Source organism: Isoptericola sp. NPDC055881 (assembly GCF_053615895.1).
This window is the reverse complement of record NZ_JBSHCR010000014.1, coordinates 1-24,000: the sequence shown is the minus strand read 5'-3', so window position 1 is coordinate 24,000 and position 24,000 is coordinate 1. Positions and strand designations below refer to the sequence as shown.

Below are 24,000 nucleotides of genomic sequence, written 5' to 3'. Positions count from 1 at the left end.
AAGACCGAAGGACGACGGACCGGTAGGACGGGGGACGACGTGCGGGACACCCGGGCGCGGCGCGGCCTGCGCGCGACGGCGGCAGCGGTCACGGGGGTGGCGGCCGTCGCGGCGCTGGCCGCCGTGGCCGTCCTGGGCGACCAGTGGGCGCAGTCGTGGACCGGGGCGGAGCAGCGGGCCGTCGCGGCCGGGACGCGCACCGTGGGCGTACAGCCTGCCGACGCCACGCTCGTCTGCCCGACGCCCGTCGCCCTCCCGAAGGGGTCCGACGTCGGCGACTCGCAGTTCGCCGCGGCCCCCGTGCCGACGACGACCAGCCTCGGCGCGATCGTGCTCGGTGACGCCGCGGGCGAGGCGCGCACGACCGGCCTCGGCGGCAAGGGCGCGACCCCGTTGGCCACGGGAGACGCCGCGGCGGCGCTGCAGGGCGACGTGAAGGGCACCCGCGTGCTGCGGGCGACCCCCGAGGCGGACGCGCCGTTCCGTGCCGCGGGCACCCTCGCCTCGGTCACGACGCAGGGCGACCTCCGAGGCCTGGGCGCTGGTGCGTGCGCCGCGCCGTCGACGTCGCAGTGGCTGGTGGGCGGGGGCACCGAGGTGGGGGAGACGGCGACGCTCACCGTGCAGAACCCCTCGGAGCGGCCCGCGACCGTCGCTCTCGACGTCTACGGGCCCCAGGGGCCCGTGGCGCTCGGCGGCAGCGGCGCGTTCACCGTCGCGCCGCACGACCAGGTCACGACGCCGCTCGGCGCGGTCGCCCCCGAGCAGGACCGGCTCGCCGTGCACGTGCGGGCGTCGGGGGCGCGGGTGACGGCGTCGCTGCAGACGCAGGCGATCGACGGGCTCCTGCCCGCCGGTGTCGACGTGGTGACGACGGGTGCGGCACCGCGCGAGACGTTCGCGGTGGGCGCCGTGCTGAGCCGGGGCGAGGCCGTGGACGACCCGCACGCGCCGCGACTGCGCGTGCTCGCGCCCGGGGACGTCGGCGGGACCGCGCGGGTGAGCGTGTACGGGCCCTCCGGGCCGGTCGTGCTGCGCGGGGCCGACGAGGTGGAGCTGGAGCCGGGCGTCGTGTCCGACCTCCCCCTGGGCGGGCTGCCGGCGGGCGCCTACTCGGTGGTCGTCGACGCCGACGTGCCGGTCGTGGGAGCCGCGCGCACGGACCAGCCCGGCGAGCAGCCCGCGGACTCGGTGGTGGACGGCACGCCATACGACGTGGCGTGGTCGGCGGGGCAGCCGCTGGCGGTGTCGGGCGAGGCCGGCCCGGCGGGGCAGCTGGGCGTGCCGGGCGGGGTGCGGACCGGGGTCGTGCTGTCGGCCGCGCCCGCGGACCGGGACCCCGACTCCGACCCGACGGGCACGGTGCCGGTGACGCTACACGCCTACGACGCGGCGGGGGCCGAGATCGGCAGCACGGACGTCGACCTCACCGCCGGGCAGACGACCGCCGTGGCGCTGGTCAACGTCGTCGACGAGGGCACCGTGCCTGCGGGCGTGAGCGTGGACCGCGGCGAGGCCGCGGGCGGTGACGTGGCTGTCACCTGGGCGGCGCTGCTGCGCGCGGACGACGGGACGGCGACCACGGGGAGCCTCGTGGCCTCGGTCGCGCCCACTGCGGCGGTCACCACGCCCGGCGCGGTCGACGTCCGCGCCGTGGACGCCGCGGGCTGACGCGACCTGTCAGCACCACGTCGGGCATCGGCGGCCCGGAAAGCTGTCAGAACCACGTCCGGGCATACCCCTTCCTGGCTCTGACAACGCGGCGGCCCGGAGAGTTGTCAGAACCACGTCCGGGCATACCCGGCCCTGGGTCTGACAACTTCCCGGCCAGGGGTAGTGGGCAGGCGTGCCCGGTCAGGAGTCGTAGCCCGGGTCGATCTCCTCGGGCGTGCGGGCCAGCAGGTGCGCCACCTGCTCGACGACGACGTCGCGCACGAGGTCGGCCCGGTCGGCGTCGTCGGCGGCCCGGAACTCCACCGGCCGCCGGTAGACGACGACGCGCGCCGACCGTCCGGACTCGGCGGGGAAGCAACGGCCCAACGGGACGCCGTCGCTCTCCCACGGCGCGGGCTCCGAGGGCGGCACGTCCTCGACGGCGAACTCGGTGCCGGCGAGCTGCGGCCCCCAGCGCCGCTGCAACGTCTCGACGACGTCCACGACCAGGTCGTCGAACTGTTCCGCCCGAGTCCGGTGGGCCGGCATCCCCGGCGGCAGCAGGGGGCCGCGCACACCGCGCCCGCGCCGGTCGCGCCGGCGGGTCGGGGGCACGGCTCCCGCGCCCGGCAGGCCAGGAGCGGGCTCGGGCGAGGAGCTGGCGACGTGGTGCACCCGACGAGCGTAAGCCGCCCCGGCCCGGGTCACGGTGCGGTCACGACGACGGCGGTGCGGCGAGCCCTGCACGCCGGCACCCGGCCGCGGCGTATTCTCCCCGACGTGAGATCGGTGAGGCAGTGCTCGCGCACGGCATGCACGCATGCCGCCGTCGCGACGCTCACGTACGTGTACGCGGACTCCACGGCCGTGCTGGGTCCGCTCGCGCAGCACGCCGAGCCGCACAGCTACGACCTGTGCGCGGATCATGCCGAACGGCTGACCGCGCCCCGCGGGTGGGAGGTCGTGCGACTCACCCCCGCCTTCGAGGAGCCGGCGCCGTCCCCCGACGACCTGTCCGCCCTGGCGGAGGCCGTCCGCGAGGCCGGCCGGGTCCGGCAGGAGCCCGCGGGCGAGCCCACGTCGGTCACCGAGACGGCGCGCCGCGGCCACCTGCGCGTGCTGCGCGAGGCCGACTGAGAGGCCGACTGACCGGAACGCCCGCCTCCGCGCTCAGGGCACCCAGGCGCACACGGCGTGGCCGGAGCCGGACAGCCGCAGCGCCCCCGCGTCGTGCGGGACGAAGACGGACGCGCCCCGGCCGAGCGACGCCGGCGCGGCGCCGTGCGCCGCGGTGACGGTGAGGTCGCCGGACAGGCACAGCACGATGCGCGGCCCTTCCGCAGGCAGCTCCACGTCCTCGGCGGGGTCGACGTCCGCCAGCGTGAGGGCGAACTCGCGGACCGGCGCCCGGTAGGTGCTCACCTGGCCCCGCCCGCCCGCGGCGCGGGTGCGGGGCGGCTGCGGCGGCCGCGGGACGAACGAGGCGCACTCCAGGAGCGCCTCCTCGTCCACCCGCTTGGTGGTGAGCCCGGCGCGCAGCACGTTGTCCGACGACGCCATGACCTCGACACCCAGCCCCGACAGGTAGGCGTGCACCTCGCCCGCCGGCAGGAACAGCCCCTGCCCCGGGTCGAGCGTGACGCGGTTGAGCAGCAGCGACGCCAGGGACCCGGGGTCGCCGGGGTGCTCGGCGGCCAGCTGCAGCACGGTCGCGTCGGCGCGCGACGACGGCGAGCCCGCGGCCAGTCGCGCCGCCACGGCTGCCACGGTCGTCGCGACGTCCTCGGGCGTGCCGGGGTCGCGCCGCGCGGCGACGAGGCGGGTGAACGCGGCGCGCACGCCGCCCGGTGAGCGGTCGGCGGCGAGCAGCGCGCGCACGTCGGCCACGAGGACGCCGTCGAGCCCGTCGAGCAGGTCGAGGACGGCGCGGGGCGCGCGGAACCCGGCCAGACCCTCGAACTCGGTGAGGGCCACCACCATCTCGGGCTTGTGCTGGTCGTCGTGGAAGGAGCGGCACGGGTCGCCGGGCGCGAGCCCCTGGCGGTTCTCGCGGTTGTACCCCGCCCGGGCGGCGTGCGGCTTGGGGTGCACCTGGAGCGACAGCGCGCGGTCCGCGGCGAGCACCTTCAGCAGGTAGGGGAGCCGCGGGCCGTACTCGTCGGCGACCCGGCGGCCCAGCATCGCGTCGGGCGCCGAGCGCACGAGCTCGAGCAGGGTCCCGCCGGGCCCCGCCACCCGGGACGGGGCGCTGGGGTGCGCGCCGAGCCACAGCTCCGCGTCCGGGGCGTCGCCGGGGACCGTGCCGAGCAGCTCGGCGAGCCGCGTGCGCGAGCCCCAGTCGTAGTGCTGGACGGTGTTCTCCAGCGGGTAGAGCTCGGGCACGGTGCCCACCCTTGCACATGCGCGCCCCGCAGGGCCTGGGGGCAGGGAAGATCCACCCGCCCCGGCCGCACCCGGGCACGTACGCTGTGGGGCGTGACGATCGACCTGGCCACCATCATCAAGGCGTACGACGTGCGCGGGACCGTGCCGGACCAGCTCTCGCCGGAGGTGGCCCGCGCGATCGGCGCCGCGTTCGCGCGCGTGGTCGCGCAGCCGGAGGGTGCGCGGCAGGTCGTCGTCGGGCACGACATGCGGGAGTCCGGCCCCGAGCTCGTCGAGGCGTTCACGGCGGGGGTCACCGCCGCCGGGGTGGACGTCGTGCGGATCGGCCTGTGCTCGACCGACGGGCTCTACCACGCGTCGGGCGCTCTCGACGCCCCCGGGGCGATGTTCACCGCCTCCCACAACCCCGCCGTCTACAACGGGATCAAGCTGTGCCGCGCCGGCGCGCGCCCCGTCGGGCAGGACACCGGCCTGTCGGAGGTGCGCGAGCTCGCGCAGCGGCTGCTCGACGACCCGGCGGGCCCCGGCACGGACCAGGCCGCGCCGGGCACGGTCCGCGACGTCGACACCCTGGCCGACTACGCCGCGTTCCTGCGCGGGCTCGTCGACGTGTCGGGCATCCGCCCCCTCAAGGTCGTCGTGGACGCCGGCAACGGCATGGCCGGCCACACGGTGCCCGCGGTGCTCGGCACCGCGGCCGGGCTGCCCGCCCTGCCGCTCGACGTCGTGCCGCTGTACTTCGAGCTCGACGGCAGCTTCCCGAACCACGAGGCCAACCCCCTCGACCCGAAGAACCTCGAGGACCTGCGGGCGGCCGTCGTGGAGCACGACGCCGACCTCGGCCTCGCGTTCGACGGCGACGCCGACCGCTGCTTCGTCGTGGACGAGCACGGCGACCCCGTCTCGCCGTCCGCGGTGACGGCCCTGGTGGGGCTCCGCGAGGTGGCCAAGGAGCTCGCGGCAGGCCGCACGCCCACGGTGATCCACAACCTCATCACGTCCCGCGCCGTCCCCGACCTGCTGCAGGCGGCGGGGGCGACGACGGTCCGCACGCGCGTGGGCCACTCCTTCATCAAGGCGCAGATGGCGCAGCACGACGCCGTCTTCGGCGGCGAGCACAGCGCGCACTACTACTTCCGCGACTTCTTCTTCGCGGACACGGGCATGCTCGCGGCCCTGCACGTGCTCGCGGCGCTCGGCGAGCAGCCGCACCCGCTGTCGGTGCTGGCGGAGATGTACTCCCCGTACGTGGCGTCGGGGGAGATCAACTCCACGGTGGCGGACGCCGCCGCGGCGCGGGAGCGGGTGCGCGACGCGTACGCCGCCGCGTACCCGCAGGCCGACGTCGACGAGCTCGACGGGCTGACCGTGGCGCACTGGGACGGCCACCCGCAGTGGTGGTTCAACCTGCGGGCGTCCAACACGGAGCCGCTGCTGCGGCTCAACGTCGAGGCGGCCGACGGGGACATCATGGTGAAGGTGCGCGACGACGTCCTGTCGCTCGTGCGGCAGACGGAGGACGCATGAGCGACAGCACGAGCGAGGCCCCCACGATCGACCCGTGGGTGCGCAGCATCCTGCGCTGCCCGGTGACGGGCGCGGAGCTGGTCGACGCCGTCGGCCCGGACGGGGAGCAGGAGCTGCGCTCGACGGACCCCGAGCGCCCGCTCGCGTACCCGGTGCGCGACGGCATCCCGGTGCTGCTGGAGAGCGACGCGCGCCCGCTCTGACCCGCTGCGACCACCCCGCGACCACCACCGCGACCACCCCCGCGACCACCCCCGCGACCACCGCGCGACCACCACGCGACCACCACGGGGCGGCCCGGCCGCGAGCCTCTGCCGGGCTGCTGGGAGAACGCGCGCGGAGCACGTCGTGGCCCCCAGATGAACAGTCGATGAGCAGCCGGTGATCAGGCCGGATTCCGGCCTTGCGGCGGCCATCCGGTGCCTACGCTCGCGCCGTGCCGACTCACGCCGCCGCCGCTCGACCCGCCCAGCCGGGCGCGTCCCGTGCCGCCTCCCGCGCAGCCCGTCCCGGACGCCGTCTGCGCCTGTTCCACTTCGACATCAAGACGTACGGGAACTACGGCGACACGCTGCTGTTCGAGGCCGTCCGTGAGACCTTCGAGGGCTTCGCCGGCGGCGCGTGCTTCGAGGTCGCGGGCAGCCGGTCCCTGCGCGACCCGGTGGGGCCGAAGCTGGTCGACCACATCAACGAGCACTTCGACGCCGTCGTCGTGGGTGGCGGCGGCCTGTTCCTGCGCGACACCAACGCGAACGCGCGCTCCGGGTGGCAGTGGAACATCTCCCTGGAGCAGCTGCGCCGGATCGAGGTCCCGATCGTCGTCTTCGCCGTCGGGAACAACCGGTTCATCGACCAGGAGGACTTCGCGGAGCCGTTCCGCGAGCACCTCAACCTGACGCTCGACAAGTCCGTGTTCTTCGGGCTGCGCAACCACGGCTCCGTGCGCACCATCCGGGAGTACGTGGACCACGACCCCGAGCGCGTCACCTACCAGCCGTGCCCCACGACGATCTCGTCGTACCTGTTCCCCGACCTGTACCGGGAGCAGCTCGACACCGGCGACGGCAAGGTGCTCGCCGTCGAGTCGATCATCGGCAAGCGGCAGGTCGCGGCGGGCTTCGACCGGGACCGCGTCTACGCCGACCAGGCGGACGTGCTCGCTCGCCTGAAGGGCGAGGGGTGGCGGCTGGTGAGCGTGCCGCACGCGCGCGCCGACATGACGTTCCACGAGCTGCTCGCCGAGCGCGGGCTGGTCGACGACGCACGCGTGCTGTGGGGCCGCCGCGACGTCCTGTTCACCGGGCTGGAGGCCCTCGCCGACCTCCCGGTGATCCTGGGGACCCGCGGGCACGCCCAGATGGTGCCGTTCGGCATGGGTGCGATCCCGCTGTCGCTGTACGTGCACCACAAGACGCGCTACTTCGCGACCGACATCGGGCACGCGGAGTGGGCGCTCGACCCCCGCGCCGAGACCTTCACCGACGACCTCTACCGCACCGTGCACGACGTCACGGAGCGGCAGGCCGCGCTGCGTGACGAGCTCGCCGTGACGCGCCGGGGCCTGTACGACACGACCCTGGCGAACCTCGCGACCATCTACGAGCGGCTCGCCGGCGTGGCCGTCGCGCCCTCCTTCACGCCCCTGACGCCGAAGGAGCGTCGGCTCGCGGCCCGCACCTACGACGCGGCCCTCGAGAAGGCCAAGGCGGAGGAGCGCCTGCGGACCAAGGACCGCGAGCTGGGCGCCAAGGACCGCGAGCTCGGGGTCAAGGAGCGGGAGCTGGGTGCCAAGGACGCGCAGATCCGCTCGCTCGGCAGCGACCTGCAGCAGGTGCGCGCGACGCTGCGGGCCGTCCGGGAGTCCGTCCCGCAGGGCTCCGTCGTGCGCCGCGCCGCCCGCCGGGCGCGCCGGCTGGTGCGGCCCCGCTGAGGCCCGTCCGGCGCCGCCTGACGGCGCCCGCGCACCCCGCACCTCCCCAGCACCCCGAAGCACCCCGACCCGGCGCGGCACGGAAGGATCGAGCAGGACGGATGACGAGCACCACGACAGGCCCGACGACGCGGGCCGGCGCGCCGTCGCGCGCGGAGCGGCGGCGGCGCAACGCGGCCGCCGTGGCCGTGCTGCGCGAGGTGGCGCGGCCCGCCGAGGTCCTGCGCCAGGCGGGCTCGCCGCGCTCGCGGACCGGGTGGCGGCTGCGTCTCGGGCTCTGCGGCTGGGAGAGCGTCGAGGGCCTGGTCCCCGCGGCGCGCGAGGCGGCCGCGGCCGCGATCGACGGCTGCCGCCCCGAGGAGGCGCGCCCGCTGGTCGACCTGTTGCTCGCGGCCCCCGGCGCGGGGCCCGCCGCCGTCGAGCTGGCGGGGTGCCTGCGGGCCCTCGACGGCGACGACGAGGGCGCCGCCGCGCTGCTCGCCGCCGCGGCCACGGGGTCCGTCCGGGAGCGCGCCGCCGCCGCGTGCGCGCGGGTGGCGGACCTGCGCCGGGCCCTCGCGCTGCGGGCGGTGGTCGACGCCCGTCCCGTGGACGGCGCCCGGGTCGGTGCGGCGCGCCGTGCCCTGCTCGCCGCGCCGTGGCGCTCCCCGGGCGCGGTGGAGGCCGCGGCGGTGCGGTACGTCGCCTGCGCGGTGGCGGACGGCGACGTGCGCGACCTCGACGGGCTCGTCGGACCGCTCCTCGACGGCGGCGCGCTGCACGTCTCGGAGCTCGACGCTCCCGGCGTCGCGCACCTCGTGGCACGCGCGACGGTCCTCGCCGACGACGCCGACCACGACGGCGCCCTGCACCTCCTGCGCGGGCTGCCCGCGCTGCCCGAGGCGCTGACCGGCCCCGCGCTGCTGCTGCTCGCCCGGCTCCTGACCGCGACCAGCCGCTACGCCGAGGCCCGCACCCTCCTGGCGGTGGCGGGGAGCGCCGACGACGAGGCGACCGCCGCGGCCGCGCACCTGCAGGCCGCGCGCGTGGCCTGGGTGACGCACGACCACGACGGCGTCCGCGCCGAGACGGACCTCGCGCTCGCCGCCGGGGCGCCCGCCCGGGCGGTGCGGGGGCTGCGGCGCGACGCCCTCCACCCGCGCACCCCCGCCCCCGACGACGCCCCCACGGACGGCGTCGGCCACGTGGCGTTCTACGTCGACCCCGGCGGCAACTTCGGTGACGTGGCCCTCCCGCTCGCCGTGCGCGAGGCGGTCGAGGACGCCGCCGGACCGCGCACCTGGGTGCCCTTCCACGCGCACCAGCTCTTCGACGCCGACCGGGTCCGCGTCGCGAACGCCCAGCGCGCCCTCGTCGTCGGGGGCGGCGGCCTCTTCCTGCCGGACACCGCGCCGAACGGGCACAGCGGCTGGCAGTGGAACGTGCCGGCGGCGTCCCTGGCGGCGCTCGACGTCCCCCTGTTCGTCTTCGCCGTGGGCTACAACCTCTTCGACGGGCAGGAGTTCCACGGCGCCCGGTTCCGCGACGGGCTGGTGGCGCTGGCCCGGCGCGCGGAGCTCGTGGGGCTGCGCAACCACGGCTCGATGGAGCGCGTGCGCGCGCTGCTGCCCGACGACCTGGCCGGCCGCGTGCGGTTCGTGCCCTGCCCCACGACCGTGTACGAGCGGCTGCACCCCGACCTGCCCGCCGCCGAGACCGGCACCGGCCGGGTCCTCCTCAACGCGGCGTTCGACCGGTCCGCCCGCCGGTTCCAGGGCGGCTACCGGACCTTCCTCGCCCAGGTGCGTGACGTCGTCGCCCGGGCGAGCACGGCGGGCGCCGAGGTCCGGGTCGTCGCCCACACCCGCGGCGACACCCGGCTCGCGCACGACCTGCGCGACGCGCACGGGCTCGACCTGCCCCTCGACGAGCTGCACCTCATGGACCCCGGCGAGGCGTTCGGCGTCTACCGGCGGGCGTCGCTCGTCGTCGGCATGCGCGGGCACGCCACGATGATCCCGTTCGGCCTGGGCACCCCCGTGCTGAGCCTCGTCTCCCACCCGAAGATGCGCTACTTCCTCGACGACGTCGGCCGCCCCGGGTGGGGTTTCGACGCCCGGGACCCGCGGCTGGGCCCCCGGCTCGCCGAACGGGCGCTCGACGTCCTCGCCCGCGAGCAGGAGTACCGCGACGACGTGCGCGCCCTGCAGCTCGACCTGCTCCCGCACGTCCAGGACGCCGCCGGACGCGTGGCCGCCGCCCTCGGCGCCCCCGCCCGGACGACGACGCCGGTGCCCACCTCGGCGCCCACCCCGGCGCCCACCACCACCGTGCCCCACCGGCACTGACAGCACCGACCAGCAGCACCGCCCAGCAGCACCGCCCAGCAGCACCGACCAGACAGGAGCCCTCGATGCCCACCATGCGGAGCGTCCCGCTCGGCCGAGAGCCGGGCGACCCGGAGATCGCATCCTTCGCCGACCTCGTCGACCGGCCGCTGCTGATCGTCGGCAACGGCCCGTCGTCCGCCATGCCGCCCTACCGCCGGATCCCGGCCGACGTGGTGGTCTTCCGGATGAACTGGTTCTTCCTGGAGAGCAACTACCACTTCGGCGACCGGGTCGACGCGTGGTTCAGCGCCGTCCCGCACGAGCGCCTCGAGAAGCTGCTGCAGGACGAGATCCGCTCCGGCCGCTACGACGTGCAGCGCATCGCCTCGCCCATGCGCCACGCCGCGCACCGCGACGGCGACAAGTACGGGCTCGAGCCGCTCACCGACGTCGTCGAGCTGGACTCGTGGGCCGTGCCCGCCCGCAACCCGCGGCTCGCACGGCACTTCATGAGCCGCCCCGGCCTGCCCACGACCGGGATGCAGGCCCTGGCGTTCGGCCTCGGCGTGGGCTTCCGCGAGGTCTACCTGGCCGGCATCGACCTGTACGAGTCCAAGGACGTCCGCTACGGGTACACGATGCCGCAGGTGGCCGACCTCGGGCTCCAGGCCAAGGACGCCGCGCCCGGCTACGAGGCGGCGCACGGGCTCGACACCGACATCGCGTTCCTGCGCTCGTGCCTCGCCGCCTACCCCGACGCCACCGTCCGCTCGGTGAGCCAGTCCGAGATGCTGCACCTGTACGTGCCGCCCGCCGAGGACCTGCCGGCGGACCGCCCGGCCCTCACGCCGGGGGAGACCGTCGGCGCCACGAAGGACACGGTCGAGATCGAGCTGCCCGCCACCGAGGGGGTCCAGGCGCTCACCGTGCCGAAGGTGGACGGCCCGCTGTGGAAGGAGGTCGACGGCCGCCGGTGCGCCTACGTGACCGTCGTCTCCGGCTCCTACCACCACGGCGCGCGGGCGCTCGCGAACTCGCTCCGCCGGGTCACCGACGTGCCGCTCGTCGCGCTGTGCACCCCCGACGCGGACAAGGCTGCGCTCGCGGCGAGCGGCATCCTCACCCTCGACGTCCCGCCGATCGCGAACCCGATCCTGCGGGGCGGCGCCCGGGGCGGTCGCCGCCAGAAGGTGCAGGAGCGGTTCGCGGCGACGTACACCAAGCTGCACGTCTTCCGGCTCGACTTCCTCGACCGTGCCGTCTACGTCGACAGCGACGCCGTGGTCAGGCGGAGCATCGACGACCTGTTCGCGGGGGACGACTTCGCCGCCGTCCCGGACGCCGGCCTCGACGCGCCGAACCCGGACGTCTTCAACTCCGGGGTGTTCGCGTTCACGCCGTCGTACGCGATGTTCGAGGCGATGATGGCCCGCCTGGCGCACACGCCGTCGTACGACGGCGGGGACCAGGGCTTCCTCAACGTCTTCTTCGACTCGTGGCGAGCGCTGCCGCCGGAGAACAACACCACCAAGCGGATCTTCTCGCACCACCCGGCCCTCTTCCACGACGAGGACGTGCGGGTGCTGCACTACGTCGGCAAGAAGCCGTGGGAGCCGGCGGGCGGGGACGACCGCTACGACACCCTCGACCTGGAGTGGCTCGACTACCTGGGCGACACCGAGAAGAACGAGCTGATCCGCGACCTGCGCCGCCAGACCGACCTGTCCACGACGGTCGCCGCACCGCCGGCCGAGGTGCTGCGGACGGTGAAGGCGCACCTCGCGGCCGGCCGGGCCGAGCCCGCCGCACGGCTGCTCGGCGAGACGGCGCGCAAGCGCCGCCTCACCACCGCCGAGCAGCGCCAGCTCGCCGTCGCGAGCATGCGGCTCGGCCGGCGCCGTGACGCGCTGCGCACGCTCGAGCGGGCCAAGGGCCCCGTCGCGACGGTCGCGGTCGGCAGCGGCATCCTCGCGCAGTACTACCGCAACCGGAGGAAGTGACGATGGCTCGCTGGCTCATGGCATCGAAGGCGGCACCGAGAGCGGCGTCGAGGGCAGCACGCAAGGTCCGCAGCGTGGCGGAGGAGCACCTGCCCCCGCACCTCGGCCCCGCCCTGCTGACCCGGGACTGGGACACGCTCGCCGCGCACGCGGGCACGACGTCGAAGGACGCTCGCCTCGCCGCCGCGCTCACCGGCCTGCGAGCCGGGGCGGACGCCGAGGTCCTCGCCGCGCAGCCCGAGGAGCCGGGGGAGGCGCTGCGCTACCTGGGCGACGTCGCCCGGTGGCGCCTGGGGACGCTCGCCGCGGCCCGGGGGGCCGAGTTCGCGGACGCCTTCGGACGGCTGCACCGTGCCGACGTGGTGACGGTCGCGACGATCCAGAAGTCGGGCACCCACTGGATGCGGTTCTTCCTCACGAACTACGCGCGCGCCCTCGCCGACCCGGACGTGAGCCGCCCGATCTCCTACCCGCAGCTGGTGCAGGACTTCTACGGCAACAACCGGTGGCAGGTGTTCCGCGAGGCGGAGCCGTACCGCACGCCGACCACCCTGCTCGCGGCGCACGGCGTCTCCGACGTGACGATGCAGCACTTCCGGCACGACCTCGACCCGTTCGTCTTCTCGCCGGGCCGCAAGATCATGCTGTACCGCAACCCGCTCGACTACGTCGTGTCGCTGTACCACTACACGATCAAGCAGCGGCCGCAGCACCGCGACGACGCGGCGCACCCGCGCGACGTCATCGAGCGCATGCTCGACGTGTACGCGCTGCACTACCTCACCCTGGACAGCTACCGCGACGACCCGGACGTGCACGTCGCCTCCTACGAGTCGCTCAAGGAGGACCCGGGGCTCCGGTTCCGGGAGGTCGTGCGGTTCCTCGGCCTGCCCCTGGTGGACGACGCCGTCGACCGCGCCCTCGCGCTGTCGGACATCTCGGTCGTGCGCGCCATGGAAGAGCAGACCGGCCGGTCGATGGTCGTGAAGCTGGACGGCTACTTCACCCGGGACGGCTCGATCGGGCAGTGGAAGCAGTTCTTCGACGACGCCGACGTCGAGCGGGCGCGCCGCGTCCTCGCCGGGCACGGGATCGACCTCGACGCGTTCACCGTCGACGGCTGAGGCGGCGGCGCGGTCAGGACACCGCCGTGACCTTGGTGATCCAGGCCGCGGGCATGGACCCCGCCGTCGTGCGGGCGCCGATCCTCGACCGCATCGCGTCGGCCTTGCCCGTGACCTTGGCGATCTTGCCCCCCGACGACGTCGCGGTGAGCGTCCGTACCTGCCCGCTCGACCAGGTCGCGGTGACCTTGATCGACTTCACGTCCGGGAGCCCGAACAGGGTGCGGGCCTGCGCCTGCGTGAGCCTGCGGGTCCACGACGCGTACGAGTTCCCGGGCGCGGCCTTGCTGTACGGGTCCGCGACCGACCGCTCGTAGGGGATGGTCGCGGACCACACGTCCTCCGAGCTCGCCGTCCGCCCCCCGCTCGAGGAGTAGTAGTGGGCCGCGACCGGGACCCCGCCGTACGTGAGCACCCGCGCCTCGGTGCTGCTGCGCAGCGTAGCGCGGACCGCCGACACCCAGACCTTGCCGTACCGGCCGTCCGTGCCCTCGTTCTCCTTCTTCCAGCCCGAGTAGTACTGGTCGCGCACGTCGTCGACGACGTTGCAGCGGCAGGCGTCCCGGACCGTCGACCTCGACATCGCGTACGAGCGGGCGGTGATCGCCTGCGCCGACAGCGCGGCCTTGCCCCCGTTGAGCCCCCACGACGACGGCATCTCCGCGATCCCGTACAGGTACTCGGTGTTGAGCAGCACGTCGTTGGTGATGTTGGGGAAGCCCTGGCGTGCGGTCGCGGTCAGCCGGCCGTGACGGTACGACCCGTGCGCCCCCGCGACCGTCGCCACCGCCTTCGGGCCCGACGGCTGGTAGTACCGCGTGCCGGACCAGTGGATGCGCAGCAGGCTGCCGTAGTACCGGGTGCCGTTGACGGTGATGCGCGACCGTCCGCCCGCCGTGGTGGCCACGGTGAACGTCTCCGTGCCCGACCCGTGCGCCAGGGTGGTCCCCTCCGGGCTGCGCAGGCGCCAGTTCCCGCCAGTGACGGTCACCGTCGTCGACGCCTTGCGGTCGCCGTACGCGGTCGAGCCGCCCGGGTCCGGGCCGAAGACCTGCACGAGGGTGCTGTAGGGCGTCGTGCGCCACGCCACCGCGGCGTTCTGGTAGTAGTAGGCGAGGATGTCGCGCCCCGCCGTCGTGCCCTGGCGCGCCATCTGATACGCGCCGTACTGCGGCATCCCGACCCCGTGGCCGAAGCCCGAGCCGGTCAGCGTGAACGAGCGCGGCACCGCGGCCTGGGCCGACGTCGCGGCCACCGTCCCGCCACCGAGCGCCACCAGCGCAGCCACCGCCGCGGCGAGCACGCGGCGTGCTGTCCGTGGTCGACGGCGCGCGGCCCCCCGGCCGGCGCGCGCGTCCGTGCGATCGTCGTCGATCATCGTGAACACCCCCTCCGATCACTGTGCCCCAGGGGTGAGCGCCCAGCATCCGGAACGCTCGCCCGCTCAGGGTGCCGGTGGGCGAGACACCCCTTACCGTCGAGCGGGTCAGGTGCCCGGCGCGACCATGGTGGACGAGCGGAGACGAGCATGACGGCGACGAGCATGGCCCGAAGGACGGTCCGGACCGTCGCCACGACGACGACCGTCGTGGCCCTGGCCCTCGCAGGAGTCCTCCTGCCGACCGTGTCCCTGCCGGTCCCGGAGGCGCACGCCGTGGCCCCGGACGTGGAGCACGTGCCCGTGCGCGGCATCGACCGCGACGCCCGGCACCAGAAGGGCGCGCTCGACGACGTCGTCGGGCACGACCACGAGGACTCCCCGAGGTCCGAGACCGCGAAGAAGGTCGCCCCCGACGGCGACACGACGGCGCTCCCGGCCACCGAGCCGGACGAGGGCGAGCTGGCGGCGCTCAGCGAGCGCACGAGCACGCAGGACTTCTTGGTCGCCGGGGTGACCTGGGACGAGTCGACGTCCGCCGAGGTCACCGAGGTGGCGGTGCGGGTGCGCGAGGACGGCCGCTGGACCGCGTGGCAGTCCCTCGGGCTGGACGGCGTGACCGTCGACGGGGGCCGCGCCGGCACCGAGCCGATCGTGTCGACGGGCGCCGACGGCGTCCAGGCCCGCGTGCGCACCGCGGACGGGTCCTCGCCGCGCGGCCTCCAGGTGGACGTCGTCGACCCTGGCACGTCCCGCGCCGACGCCTACGTCGGCGGCTCCGCCCCGGCGTCCTCCGCCGACGCGGGCACCGGTTTCGAGATCCGGCCCTCGGTCGTCACGCGGTCCGCGTGGGGCGCCGACGAGTCGCTCGCCGGCCGCTGGCCCGAGACGTCGAAGACCCTCAAGGCGATCTACGTGCACCACACGGCCGGGACGAACAGCTACAAGGAGAGCCAGTCCGCGGCGCTGGTCCGCGGCATCTACGCGTACCACACGAAGTCCCGCGGCTGGCCGGACATCGGCTACCAGTTCCTCGTGGACAAGTTCGGCAACATCTTCCAGGGCCGCAAGGACGCGCGCGTGGACAACCCCATCGGCGCGCAGGCCGGCGGGTACAACACGGGCACGATCGGCGTGTCCGCGATGGGCAACTTCGACACCGCCCAGCCCACCAGCGCCCTGCTCTCCGGGATCACCAAGGTGATCGCCTGGAAGGCGTACCAGTACAAGATCAACGCCAAGGGCACCACGAACCTCCTGACGGGCGGCAGCACCGGTACGGGGACCCGGGCAAGACCCGGCACGTGGGTGCGGGTACCGACCGTGCTCATGCACCGCACCACCAACGAGACGGCCTGTCCCGGGCGCTACCTGGCCGCGAAGATGTCGTCCCTGCGCAGCGCGGCGGAGTCCCGCAGGCAGGCGGCGATCAAGAAGTACGGCCCGATCCGGTGGGCGGTCGGCGCCCCGGCGCGGTACGCCCCCACGACGGCGCAGTCGCCGGTGCAGTGGTCCACGCGGGCCACGTACCGGTGGAAGCCGGTGTCCGGGGCCCGCTACTACCAGGTGCTCTACCGCCAGGCGCACTGGAGCTCCGACCTGCCGAGCACCAACTACTGGCGCGTGCTCAAGTCGGCCACGACGGCCCGGTCGGTCACCGTCGACCTCGACCGGGGTCAGGCGATGCAGATCGCGGTCCGGGCCGTCAGCAAGAACTACCACCGGGGGCCCATGACCACCCTGGTGTGGACGAGCACGACGATCATGCCGAAGTCGTGGTCGATCTCCAGCGCGTGGTCCAAGGTGCACCACACGGCCTACTACGGCGACTACGCGTACCAGACCGCGAAGGGCGGGGCCACGATCAGCCTCAAGAGCGCCAACCAGGTGCACCGGGTGGTCGTGCGGGGGGCCACGGCGCCCGGCGACGGCAAGCTCCAGGTGCTCGTGGGCGGCAAGGTGCGTGGCACGTTCGACTTCAACAAGCCGTCGGACGGCGACCGGATCTTCTCCCTGACCCTCTCCGGGCACGTCGACGGGACGGTCACCCTCCGCAAGGTGGACGACGAGAAGAAGGTGCGGGTCAGCCACGTCGCGCTGGCGCGCTGGTAACCTCGCGGCGTCGCTGTCGGACCGGCCGGGCGGCGCGCCGGAGCCCTCAGCCCGCGCGCAGGGAGGCGGGCTACCGTCGGCGGGACGAACCCGGCGTCGAGGGGGACCAGCGGTCCCGGAGGAGATGGCATGTCGACCAGCGCGGGCCAGGCCGATTCGCAGGCCGAGTCGAAGGCCGAGTCGAAGGCCGAGTCGCTGGAGCTGCCCGAGCGGGCGCTCCTGCTGCACATCGGGCTGATGAAGACCGGGACGACGAGCCTGCAGAACGCCGCCGCGGCGCTCCGGCCGGAGCTCCTGGCGAACGGCGTCCGGTACCCCGGCAAGACCTTCAACCACCGCAGCGCCGTGAACGACTTCATGGGGCACTCCTGGGGCTGGGGGACCACCCCCGTGCACGGGGCGTGGCGCAAGCTGCGCGCCGAGATCGACCGGGACACGGAGAACCGGATCTGGATCGGGCACGAGTTCGGCGCGAACGCCGACGACGCCACGGCCGCGCGCTGGCGCGAGGAGCTGGGCGAGCGGGCCCACGTGGTCGTCACGCTGCGCAGCTACGGCGCGCTCCTGCCGTCGCTGTGGCAGCAGATGACCAAGGAGGGCGAGACGGCCGGCTTCGAGCCGTGGCTCCGCGGCGTGCTGTCGGACGGGCCGGAGTCCGAGCTGAGCTCGTTCCGCGACCGGATCGACCAGGGGCGGGTGGTGTCGCGCTGGGCGGAGGCCTTCGGTGCCCAGAACGTCACCGTCGTCGTCGTGGACAAGTCGACGCCCGCGCTCCTCTTCGACGCGTTCGAGTCGATGCTCGGCCTCGAGCCGGGCCTGCTGAGCACGGCGAAGCTGAACGGCAGGTCCAGCAACCGGGGCATGTCCCTCGAGGAGGCGGAGCTGTTCCGGGCGCTCAACAAGCGGATGCGGCCGCAGCTCACCTGGCTCGAGTACTGCAAGTGGCTGCGCGACACCGAGTCGGTCTCGGTGCTCAACCGCCGCAAGCCCGGCAAGCACGACACCAAGCTCGTCCTGCCCCCGTGGGCCGCCGAGGTCGCGCACACGCGGGCCGAGCGGTACGTCGAGCAGGTCCGGGAGTCCGGCGTCCGTGTCGTCGGGGACCTCGCGCTCCTGGGCGCCGAGGTGCCGTCGAGCGACGAGGCCAGGCTCAGCAGCGCCGTCGTGCCGATCGACGCCGCCGTCGAGGCGATCCTCGGGGTGGTCCGGCAGGGCCGTCGCGACGAGGAGCGGCTGGCCAAGGCCCGGGAGGAGGTCTCCCGGCTCGAGGAGGAGGCCGCCGCGCGTCGCAAGGCGGACGCCAAGGCCGCCAAGGCGGCGAAGCCCGGGAAGTCCGGGCAGTCCGGCACGACCGTCGCCGACGCGAGCGGCCGCGAGCTCGTGCGTGCCCTCGGCTCGCGCGTCAAGCGGCGCGTGCGGCGCGGCTAGGCTCACCCGGGTGCACCTCGCGCAACAGCTGATCCTGTCCGTCCCGGCCGACCGTCGCGCCCTGGTGGTCGAGGACGGTCCGGCCGTCCTCGACGGCGGGACGCTCCGCGTGCCCGCCGGCTCCGCCCAGGGGCTCGCCGCCTACTTCTCCGCCTTCCCGGCGTCGTACTGGGTGCGCTGGGCCGGCGTCGCGGCCGTCCGGCTGGAGGTCGACGCCGCCGGTGAGGGTGTCGTGTCCCTGGTCCGGTCGGACGCCGCGGGCGCGCGGACCGTCGTCGCGACCGCGCACGTCGCGCCCGACGGGGGCACCGTGACGATCGACGCCGACGTCGCCGGCGCTGCCGACGGCGGCTGGCTGTGGTTCGAGGTGGACGCCAGGCAGGGCGACGTCGTGGTGTCCGGCGGACGCTGGCTCGTGGACGTGGCGCCCCGCCGGTCCGGTGACGTCTGCCTGTCGATCACGACCATGGACAAGCCCGAGTTCTGCGTGGCGACGTTGGAGCGGATCGCCGGGTCCGCGGCGCTGGCCGAGGCCGTGGGCACCGTGCTGGTCGTCGACCAGGGCTCGCGCCGCGTCGTCGACCACCCCGCGTACCCCCAGGTCGCGGCCGCGCTCGGCGACCGGCTGACCATCATCGAGCAGCGCAACCTGGGCGGCTCGGGCGGCTTCTCGCGCGGCATGCTCGAGGCGCTCGACCGTCCGGACGCCGACGCCGTGCTGATCCTCGACGACGACGTCGAGGTGGAGCCGGAGGCGCTGCTGCGCGCGATCCGGTTCCACCGGGCGGCGCGCACGCCCGTCGTCGTGGGCGGGCACATGCTCGACCTGAACCGACCCACGGTGCTCAACTCGTTCAGCGAGGTGGTGCACGAACGCTCGTTCAACTGGGGGCCGCCCCGCGCCGACCAGCAGTGGCACGACCTCGCCGCCGGGCCGCTGCGGGACACCCCGTGGCTGCACGCCCGGGGCCGCAGCGACTTCAACGGCTGGTGGATGTGCCTCATGCCGACCGACGTGCTGCGGTCCGTCGGGCTGTCGCTGCCGCTGTTCCTCAAGTGGGACGACGCCGAGTTCGGGCTGCGGGCCCGGGACGCCGGCCACGCCACCGTCGCGTTGCCGGGCGCCGCGCTGTGGCACGTGGCGTGGACCGAGAAGGACGACACGGTCGAGTGGCAGGCGTACCTGCACGTGCGCAACCGCGTCGCCGCCGCGCTGCTGCACGCCCGCCGCCCGCGGGCCGGGCTGCTCCTGGCCGGGCTGCTGGCCACCGACGTCAAGCTGCTGCTCGGCATGCGCTACTACGCCGTCGACCTGCACGTGCGCGCGCTGCGCGACGTGCTCGCCGGCCCGGGCGACCTGCACGCCGACCTCGGGCGCGTGGTCCCCGCCGCGCGCGCCGTAGGGGCCGCCTACCCGGAGACGGTCGTGCACCGCGCGGGCGACCCGGCCTACGACGTCGCCGCCGTGCGCGCCCGCCCGGGCGAGCCGGGGGAGCGGCCGGCGTCCGCCGCCGCGCTGGCGCGCGTCGCGCTCGGCGGGCTGCTGCGGCAGCTCCGGCCGGCACGCCCGGCCGCGAGCCCGGGGTCGACCCTCACCCGCGAGCAGGCGACCTGGTGGGAGACGCCGCGCCACGACTCGGTGCTGGTGCTGGCCGGCGACGGCGCCTCGGGCGTCTGGCTGCGGCGCGACCCGCGCCGGTTCTGGCGGCTGCTCGGCGCGACCCTCGTGACGCACGCGCGCCTCGGCCTGCGGTGGGGCGCGGTGTCCGCGCGGTGGCGCGCCGCCGCGCCCGCGCTGGTCGCCCCCGAGACCTGGCGGGCGACCTTCGCACCCCGGGGGCCCCACTAGGATGGGCGGGATGTCCACCCCCTCCGTCGTCGCGGTCGTCGTGTCGTACAACAGGGCCGCGCTGCTCGGCGCGGCCCTCGACGCGCTCGCCGCGCAGACCCGGCCCGTCGACCGGGTGCTCGTCGTCGACAACGCGTCCACCGACGACGCCCTCGACGTCGCCCGGTCCCACCCCAGCGCCCCCGAGGTGGTCGCGCTCAAGCGCAACACCGGCGGGGCGGGCGGGTTCGCCGTCGGCATCGCGACCGCGGTCGCGGACCTCGACGCCGACCTCGTGTGGCTCATGGACGACGACACCGTCCCCACCGAGACGGCCCTGGAGGCGCTCCTCGGCGCCCGCGAGGCGTACGCCGGCGACGTCACCGCGCTGGCCAGCCGCGTGATGTGGACGGACGGCAGCGACCACCCGATGAACACGCCGCGCACCCGACCGGGCGCGTCGCCGGCCGAGCTGTCGCGGGCGCGCGCCGCCGGCGCCGTGCCGGTCCGGTCGATGTCGTTCGTGTCGATGATGGTCGACGCGCGCGCGGTGCGGGAGCACGGCCTGCCCGTCAGCGACTACTTCATCTGGAACGACGACTTCGAGTACTCCACGCGCATGCTCCGTCGCGGCACCGGCCTGTACGTGCCGGGCAGCGTCGTCGAGCACCGCACGGCCCGCCTGGTGGGCACCGACCACGACCCGGGCCCGCGCTTCTACTACGAGGTCCGCAACAAGGTCTGGATGTTCACGCGCTCCTCCGCGCTCGGGCTCTCGGAGCGGGTGCTCTACGGCGGGTCGACCCTGCGGCGCTGGACCCGCACGATGGTGCGCTCGGCGGACCGCGGCACCCTCGTCAAGGCCGGCGGGCGCGGGCTGTGGCACGGCCTCGTGCACCGGCCGCGCGCGGACACGGAGGTGCTCGCCGGGGTCGGCCCCGCGGCCCTCAGCGTCGCGCGCGTCGAGCTCGGGCAGGCCGAGGGACCGGCGGGTCCGGAGCGTCCGGCGGCGTCCCGGGCGGCCGGCCGGTCGGCACCCGTCGCCCCCGGCCCCCTCGACGACACCCGGTTCTCCGTCCTGCTGCCCGTGTACGCCGGCGACGACGCCGCGCACCTGGAGCGTGGGTTCCTGTCCGTCACTCGCGACCAGACGCTGCGGCCGGACGAGGTCGTCGTCGTGCGCGACGGGCCCGTGGGCGACGCCGTCACCGCCGTCCTCGGCCGCCTGCACGAGCTCACCGACGTCCCGGTGACCCTCGTCCCGCTGGAGCGCAACGTCGGCCTGGCCCGCGCCCTCGAGGCGGGCCTGGAGGCGTGCAAGCACGAGGTGGTCGCCCGCGCCGACGCGGACGACATCTCCCGCCCCGAGCGGTTCGCCGTGCAGGTGCCGCTCGTCGCGGCCGGCTGCGACATCGTCGGGTCCGCGATCCAGGAGTTCGACGACGACGAGCACGCGCCCGGCATGGTGCGCGTGCCGCCGACGGGCGACGACATCGCGACGACCGCCCGGTTCCGCGACCCGTTCAACCACCCGTCGGTCGTGTACCGGCGCTCGGCCGTCGCCGCGGCGGGCGGGTACGAGCACCTCGACCTCATGGAGGACTACCTCCTCTTCGCCCGCATGATCGCGGGCGGTGCGGACGCGCACAACGTCGTCGAGCCGCTGGTCCTGTACCGCGTCGGCGCGGGCGCCTACGCGCGCCGCGGCGGCCGCCGGCTGCTGGCGTCCGAGCTCGCGCTGCAGCGCACCCTGCACTCCGAGGGCTTCCTCACCGGCCCGCAGATGGTGCGCAACGTCGTCGTGCGCGCCGGCTACCGCGTGGTGCCCGAGTCCGTCCGCAAGGCGGGCTATCGCGCCTTCACGCGGCTGCGCGGCGGCTACGAGCCCGACTGACCGACCCCTGACCAGGAGGAACGCATGACCGACCTCGTCGTCGTCGGCACCGGGCTCTTCGGCCTGACCGTGGCCGAGCGCATGGCCGAGCAGGGCCGCAAGGTCCTCATGATCGACCGCCGCGACCACCTCGGCGGCAACGCGTACAGCGAGACGGACCCGGACACCGGCATCGAGGTCCACCGGTACGGCGCGCACCTGTTCCACACGTCGAACGAGCGCGTGTGGGAGTACGTCAACCGGTTCACGGCGTTCACGTCGTACGTGCACCGGGTGTACACCACGCACCGTGGCGAGGTCTTCCCGATGCCGATCAACCTCGGCACCATCAACCAGTTCTTCCGCTCCGCGCACGGCCCGGACGCCGCACGCGCGCTGGTGCGCGAGCAGGCCGCGGAGCTGGGCGGCAAGCGCCCGGAGAACCTCGACGAGCAGGGCGTGTCGCTGATCGGGCGCCCCCTGTACGAGGCGTTCATCCAGGGCTACACGGCCAAGCAGTGGCAGACCGACCCGCGCGAGCTGCCGGCGTCGATCATCTCCCGCCTGCCCGTGCGCTACACGTACGACAACCGCTACTTCAACGACACCCACGAGGGTCTGCCGACGGGCGGGTACACCGCGTGGCTGGAGCGGATGGCCGACCACCCGAACATCGAGGTGCGGCTGTCCACGGACTTCTTCGACGACGCGCAGCCGGTGAGCAAGAAGGCCGTCGTGGGCCAGGTGCCGGTCGTGTACACCGGCCCGGTGGACCGGTACTTCGACGACGCCGAGGGGTCGCTGTCGTGGCGCACGCTCGACTTCGAGCGCGAGGTGCTGCCCGTGGGCGACTTCCAGGGCGCGCCGGTGATGAACTACGCCGACACCGAGGTGCCGTACACGCGCATCCTCGAGTTCCGGCACTTCCACCCCGAGCGGGACTACACGAGCGACAAGACCGTCATCGTGCGCGAGTACTCCCGCTTCGCCGAGCGCGGCGACGAGCCGTACTACCCGGTCAACACGCCCGCCGACCGGGAGCGGCTCCAGCGCTACCGCGCGCTCATGGCCGGCGAGCCCGAGGTGCACTTCGGCGGCCGTCTCGGCACGTACCAGTACCTCGACATGCACATGGCGATCGGCTCCGCCCTGTCGATGGTGGACAACAAGCTCACCGCCTGACCCCCCGGCTGCCGAACAGGTGGTTGCGCACGTTCTGAACGCTCAGAACGTGCGTAACCGCCTGTTCGGCGCGGCGCGGGCGAGGAACGACCTGACCTGGCGCCCGACGACGCGCTCGCGCACGTGCCGGGCGTCGAAGCGCAGCACGCGGATCCCGGCCACCTGGGCGAAGGCGTTGTCCCGGTCGCGGTCGCGCCGTTCCGACCGCTCCTCGCCCTCGTGCCACTCATGGCCGTCGAGCTCGGCGACGAGCCATCCACGGTCGCCGAGGTCCCATGCCATGTCCCCGACGCCGGCCCTGCGGCCGCCCGGCCCGTCCACGGGGAGCTGGAGGACGTCCGGGGGGACGCCTTCCTCGAGGCACTGCCACCGTCCGGCCGACTCGAGCCACGACTCGGCGCGCGGGTCGGCGTGCTCCCACAGCTCGTGTCGCAGGGCGATGCCGCGCCGGCCCCGGGCATGGTCGTGCGCGCGTGCCGCACCCGCCGGGGTCAGGAGCTCGAGACGCAGCGCGGAGTCGAGCACGGCGAGGCCGTTGTCGAGAGGCAGCTCGGGGACGGCCTGCGCGATCGCCCACTCCGGGGAGGCGATCAGCCGCCGGCCGGTGCGGGCGTCACCCCAGCCGACCGTCGTCATGCCGTCGTCGAACTGACGGAGCCAGGCGCCCGGTCGGTGCGACCGCTTCGAGGCGACCGGCATGGCGGCCTCCGGCCGGATCACGGGCGGCAGGCCCTCGACCCCCAGGAGGGCCAGGGCGCACTGCCCGGCGGCGATCGACCCCGGCCCGTACGCGAGCAGGGCGACCCAGCCCGCGCGACGCCGCAGGTGGTCGAAGAGCAGGTCGCCCGCCGATCGGTCCCGGTGCACCGCCGCTGTCGCGCGGCCGGACCTGCGGGCTGCCGCGTCGGGATCGGAGCGGACGAACGGAGGGAGCGCGCCCCGGGGGACGTCGTCGGCGGTACGACGTCGGGGCGCGACAGGGACGGTGTCGATCACCCCTCGCGTGACGACCTGCCACCGGCCGGAGCGCACCCAGCCGGCTCGCCGGGACCGGCCGACGCCGTGCACGTCGCACTGGCGGCTGCTGAGCAGTCCTTCCTGCGCCTCCGCGAGCGCGAGGAGGGCGGCGGGGAGGTCGGCAGGGCGGCGCACGCCGCCATCTCAGCAACTTTCGGACCCCGAGGTCAGACGCCCTGTGGACAGTGCGCCGAACAGGTGGTGGGGGGCCGGAGGTAGGAGAAGGCGAGGGGGAACACCCCGATGAGTGACCC

17 protein-coding genes are annotated in these 24,000 nt (G+C 74.8%); 13 read left to right on the top strand and 4 right to left on the bottom strand.

The features are described 5' to 3' along the window. The first annotated feature begins 39 nt into the window (after positions 1 to 39). Entirely contained in the window at positions 40 to 1,671 is a 1,632-nt protein-coding gene (locus ACWGKI_RS06760) for a DUF5719 family protein (protein ID WP_452185730.1), read from the top strand. 183 nt (positions 1,672 to 1,854) lie between these two features. Here the strand turns inward: ACWGKI_RS06760 and ACWGKI_RS06755 are convergent, their stop codons facing one another. After that, on the bottom strand, positions 1,855 to 2,328 hold the full coding sequence (locus tag ACWGKI_RS06755) for a metallopeptidase family protein (protein ID WP_452185727.1): 474 nt from the start codon (positions 2,326 to 2,328) through the stop codon (positions 1,855 to 1,857). A gap of 105 nt (positions 2,329 to 2,433) precedes the next feature. Between ACWGKI_RS06755 and ACWGKI_RS06750 the strand changes: the two genes are divergently transcribed. Then, entirely contained in the window at positions 2,434 to 2,790 is a 357-nt protein-coding gene (locus ACWGKI_RS06750) for a DUF3499 domain-containing protein (RefSeq protein WP_380244868.1), read from the top strand. A gap of 33 nt (positions 2,791 to 2,823) precedes the next feature. Here the strand turns inward: ACWGKI_RS06750 and manA are convergent, their stop codons facing one another. After that, on the bottom strand, positions 2,824 to 4,035 hold the full coding sequence (manA, locus tag ACWGKI_RS06745) for a mannose-6-phosphate isomerase, class I (protein WP_452185725.1): 1,212 nt from the start codon (positions 4,033 to 4,035) through the stop codon (positions 2,824 to 2,826). Positions 4,036 to 4,128: 93 nt separating this feature from the next. On the opposite strand from manA, the gene ACWGKI_RS06740 reads away from it, so the two are divergent. The 6 genes from ACWGKI_RS06740 (at position 4,129) to ACWGKI_RS06715 (ending at position 12,928) form a co-directional block, all read left to right on the top strand. After that, entirely contained in the window at positions 4,129 to 5,565 is a 1,437-nt protein-coding gene (locus ACWGKI_RS06740) for a phosphomannomutase/phosphoglucomutase (RefSeq protein ID WP_452185723.1), read from the top strand. Next, entirely contained in the window at positions 5,562 to 5,768 is a 207-nt protein-coding gene (locus tag ACWGKI_RS06735) for a Trm112 family protein (protein ID WP_452185721.1), read from the top strand. The genes ACWGKI_RS06740 and ACWGKI_RS06735 overlap by 4 nt, the downstream gene beginning before the upstream one ends. Before the next feature lie 233 nt (positions 5,769 to 6,001). Further along, positions 6,002 to 7,495: a polysaccharide pyruvyl transferase family protein gene (locus ACWGKI_RS06730; protein WP_452185719.1), complete on the top strand. Its 1,494-nt coding sequence runs from the start codon at positions 6,002 to 6,004 to the stop codon at positions 7,493 to 7,495. A 101-nt stretch (positions 7,496 to 7,596) separates the two neighbouring features. Beyond that, positions 7,597 to 9,822 (top strand): polysaccharide pyruvyl transferase family protein, encoded by a 2,226-nt coding sequence (locus ACWGKI_RS06725; protein ID WP_452185717.1) that lies wholly within the window; start codon positions 7,597 to 7,599, stop codon positions 9,820 to 9,822. 65 nt (positions 9,823 to 9,887) lie between these two features. Beyond that, complete coding sequence (locus ACWGKI_RS06720) at positions 9,888 to 11,804, top strand: glycosyltransferase (RefSeq protein WP_452185716.1); 1,917 nt, start codon at positions 9,888 to 9,890, stop codon at positions 11,802 to 11,804. 2 nt (positions 11,805 to 11,806) lie between these two features. Continuing rightward, a complete protein-coding gene (locus ACWGKI_RS06715; protein WP_452185713.1) occupies positions 11,807 to 12,928 on the top strand; it encodes a sulfotransferase domain-containing protein in 1,122 nt (373 codons plus the stop codon). Between the two features lie 13 nt (positions 12,929 to 12,941). Here the strand turns inward: ACWGKI_RS06715 and ACWGKI_RS06710 are convergent, their stop codons facing one another. Next, positions 12,942 to 14,306: a SpoIID/LytB domain-containing protein gene (locus ACWGKI_RS06710; RefSeq protein ID WP_452185711.1), complete on the bottom strand. Its 1,365-nt coding sequence runs from the start codon at positions 14,304 to 14,306 to the stop codon at positions 12,942 to 12,944. Positions 14,307 to 14,456: 150 nt separating this feature from the next. Between ACWGKI_RS06710 and ACWGKI_RS06705 the strand changes: the two genes are divergently transcribed. From ACWGKI_RS06705 to glf, 5 genes are all read left to right on the top strand, one after another. Continuing rightward, entirely contained in the window at positions 14,457 to 16,418 is a 1,962-nt protein-coding gene (locus tag ACWGKI_RS06705; protein WP_452185709.1) for an N-acetylmuramoyl-L-alanine amidase, read from the top strand. Between the two features lie 129 nt (positions 16,419 to 16,547). After that, on the top strand, positions 16,548 to 17,846 hold the full coding sequence (locus ACWGKI_RS06700) for a hypothetical protein (RefSeq protein WP_452185707.1): 1,299 nt from the start codon (positions 16,548 to 16,550) through the stop codon (positions 17,844 to 17,846). Positions 17,847 to 17,856: 10 nt separating this feature from the next. After that, positions 17,857 to 19,695: a glycosyltransferase gene (locus ACWGKI_RS06695; protein ID WP_452185705.1), complete on the top strand. Its 1,839-nt coding sequence runs from the start codon at positions 17,857 to 17,859 to the stop codon at positions 19,693 to 19,695. 10 nt (positions 19,696 to 19,705) lie between these two features. Next, entirely contained in the window at positions 19,706 to 21,568 is a 1,863-nt protein-coding gene (locus ACWGKI_RS06690) for a glycosyltransferase (protein WP_452185703.1), read from the top strand. A 24-nt stretch (positions 21,569 to 21,592) separates the two neighbouring features. Beyond that, positions 21,593 to 22,729: a UDP-galactopyranose mutase gene (gene glf, locus ACWGKI_RS06685; protein ID WP_452185701.1), complete on the top strand. Its 1,137-nt coding sequence runs from the start codon at positions 21,593 to 21,595 to the stop codon at positions 22,727 to 22,729. A 42-nt stretch (positions 22,730 to 22,771) separates the two neighbouring features. Here glf and ACWGKI_RS06680 read toward each other — a convergent pair whose 3' ends face one another. After that, positions 22,772 to 23,881 (bottom strand): hypothetical protein, encoded by a 1,110-nt coding sequence (locus tag ACWGKI_RS06680; protein ID WP_452185699.1) that lies wholly within the window; start codon positions 23,879 to 23,881, stop codon positions 22,772 to 22,774. Positions 23,882 to 24,000: the final 119 nt, after the last annotated feature.